The following is a 2,904-nucleotide window of genomic DNA, read 5'->3' as shown; positions in this document are numbered from 1 at the left end:
GCACCAGTTGCGCAACGGTACTGGTCGCTTTTGCAACGACCGCTTTAGAGTCCATGGTTTGATGCTTGGTCACTTGAGTGAAAGACGCTGTTTCAGCACCGTTTCTGGCAACATCATTGGCGGTGGCGCTCATCTCCTCTACTGCGGCGACTATCTGTTCGGTCTCTGTAGTGTGAGCGACCAAGATAGCGCTATTGGCTTCAGTTTCTGACTTTAAGCGTTCAACACTGCTGGCGATATGATTTGATGATTGCAACACTTCTAGCATCATTGATTGCAGGTTCTCGATAAAGCGATTGATACCGGTTGATATCTGTCCTAAATCATCATCACTTTCAACTTTTAGGCGGCGAGTGAGATCGCCATTACCTGTAGACAGCTCCGTTACCATCTCTTTTAGCGACAAAATAGGGCGATAAAGTAGGTATAACACGCCAAGTAACAGGCTAATAGCCAAAGCTAACATGATGCTAGAGGAGATCATGGCACTATAAAGAGCGTTATCAACGGTTGCGTAAGCGACTGACTTATCGAGCGCAATAAACAGATACCACTTCTTGCCATTCACCAGTGGAATCGCTTTTGAAACGGCAAGTTTGTCGACACCATCTAAAGTGTATTCTTGCATCGCTTCATCGTTAGCTAGCAAGGTTTGTTGCACTTGGGCTAAACCAAAATCTGAGAAGCGTGTACCTGTGACTAGCTTTGCTGATTCAGAGGCTAAAACCTTACCTGTTTGGTCAGTGATTAAGGTTACTGCTCCTGGGTAGTTAACGGCTTTGACGGCATCACTTAAGTAGGTGAGTTCAATATCTCCAAGTACTACGCCATCGCCGAGGTTTTTTAAGATTGAAATCACGTCATGGCCAGTGCCGTCATCAACATAGATATCGGTAATATCGAGGTTGTGCGATGACTTACCTTGCTGATACCAAGGCCGAGTACGAGGGTCGTATTTATCGGCTATTGCTTTGCCGTCGATCCACTTACTGTTGGTCTCAGTGGAATAAGCACTACCGTCGTCAAAGCCAAAGTAGATCCGTGCAACGCCACCAACATCGGTAGACAGCCTTGCTGCATTCACATAGTTGTCTTGATAACTACCTGTTTGATAGTGCTGAGCTAGGGCATCGATGGCATCAGCTTTCTCCTTAAACCAGTTCTCAATGTTATTGGATTCGTATGTGACGACATTAGTGAGTTTTTCATTGGTGCTGGCAATGGTAGCTTGCTTGAGCTCGATGTAGGACAGCCAGTTTGAGATCACAAGACATAGGGCGACAATAGTCACCATTGACGCGATGAGCGATTTTCTAAATCCTAACAATGTTCTTCTCCACGAAGTGACAGGAATAAAAAGAGGCCTTGATGGCCTCTTTAGGGTGTAGCTTAAAACCTTGCAGTTAAGTTAGCCTTGCCACGTGAGGTTGAAGTCGTATCTAAAGCCGATAGTAATCGCGTGATCATTTTCTTGATGATCGTAGCTCTTATCTAAATACTCTAGGTGGACGCGAACATTGTCGATTGGGTTCCACTCAAGAGTGGTGTTGAAGCCATCGTAATCAGCAGATGATTCACCATCAATACCATCTTTAAATTGGAAGTAACCGAGTTTAATTTTGTAGTCATCAAAAATAGGGTAGGCCAGTGCGGTGTCTAAGGTGCTGCCGCTGCGATCTTTATTCATGCTGCCAGCATCATAGTTGTACTGCTTGTCTTGATAGCTTACGGCAAGGTACAGATCATTATTGAAGGTGTAAGCCACTACGCCACCAAAGGTGTTGTCGTCGCCTTCAATGTTATTACTATCAAGTGTATTTTGCGTCACATAGCCTAAACCTATGTGTAGTTGGTCAATATCGTAACCAACACCAAGGTTGACCATGTCGGTCGCATCATCACCATTGTCGCCATCAAACTGGGCACCCGCCATCCAGGTAAAGTCACCTGTGACTAACTGATAAGTGACAAAGTTATCGACAAAGAATGGGCTTTCATGGTCGTAGGCGTAAGGGCTGTTGCCGTGGTTAAAGATATCGACATATTCAGCCACTAAGGTGTACTGCGCAGGACGTTGCTTACCAATGCCGACTTGGCCGTAAGGTGACGCTATGGCAGCGTAGGCTTGGCGGGCTTTACCGAAGTTGCCAGAGTTGGCAATATCGACACTCCATTCGCCTTGCGCGATAGCGGTCCAGCCGTCGGCAAATTCAGTGCTGGCTTTAATACCGATGCGAGAGAGTGCATCACGAACATCCCAAGTTTCATCTTGGCTGTCGTCTAGGTAACTTAATGTTGGGCGAATAGAGCCGTATAGGCTGACTTGGCTATTTTTGAACTGTGACGGTGCAGCGTTATTTTCAAGCTTGGCAATACGCGCTTCTAGTTCGGCATTGTTATCAGCTGCATAAGCGTTAACGCAGCATAAGCTTACTGCAACCGCGACAATTGTTTTTAACGTTTTCATTTGTGTATTTCCCTATATTTCGGCAGCAAAAAGTCGCCCTCTCTAGAGGCTAGAGTTGGTGCCGAACGAATAAATGTGTGCTGTTGGATTGCCCATCAACAGCTAAGTGTTGATGGGCAGATTGTGCTATTTAGCGACTGAGTTACTTCAGCTCTTTAAACCATAAGTTATGGTGTTGCTTAGCCCAGTTTTCATCACAGTAACCAGAGGTCATGTTAGACATACCGCCTTCAGACATGACGGTTGCCATGAAGATGTGTACGACTGAGAATGCGCTGATAATGATGGTAGAGACGATGTGTAATACTAACATAAAGTTAGCGGTATTCTTGGTGACGACAAAGGTTTCTGGGAACATCATTGTTAGCCCTGAAACCACCATCACACCACCAAAGAGGGCAAACACCCAAAACCAAAGTTTCTCACCCGCATTGGCA

The 2,904-nt window shown here is 45.6% G+C and carries 3 protein-coding genes; all 3 read right to left on the bottom strand.

Annotation, left to right across the window (positions count from 1 at the left end):
- Positions 1 to 1,327, bottom strand: a 1,327-nt coding sequence (locus tag K5R16_RS21845; RefSeq protein WP_220740500.1) for a methyl-accepting chemotaxis protein, incomplete at its 3' end; no start/stop codon positions are given.
- Positions 1,328 to 1,408: 81 nt separating this feature from the next.
- Positions 1,409 to 2,467 carry a porin gene (locus K5R16_RS21840; RefSeq protein ID WP_220740498.1) on the bottom strand — a complete coding sequence of 353 codons (1,059 nt, stop codon included), beginning with the start codon at positions 2,465 to 2,467 and terminating at the stop codon, positions 1,409 to 1,411.
- Between the two features lie 142 nt (positions 2,468 to 2,609).
- Positions 2,610 to 2,904: cytochrome b/b6 domain-containing protein (locus K5R16_RS21835; RefSeq protein ID WP_220740496.1), on the bottom strand; the 295-nt coding region annotated here is incomplete at its 5' end.

Source organism: Shewanella sp. c952, from assembly GCF_019654975.1.
Classification (GTDB): domain Bacteria; phylum Pseudomonadota; class Gammaproteobacteria; order Enterobacterales; family Shewanellaceae; genus Shewanella.
The sequence above is the reverse complement of the archived record's forward strand: the minus strand, read 5'-3'. Positions and strand labels throughout refer to the sequence as shown.

Bases quoted from the DNA above. Each gene is read 5' to 3' on its own strand.
- K5R16_RS21840 (WP_220740498.1), bottom strand. From the start codon at position 2,467: ATGAAAACGTTAAAAACAATTGTCGCGGTTGCAGTAAGCTTATGCTGC.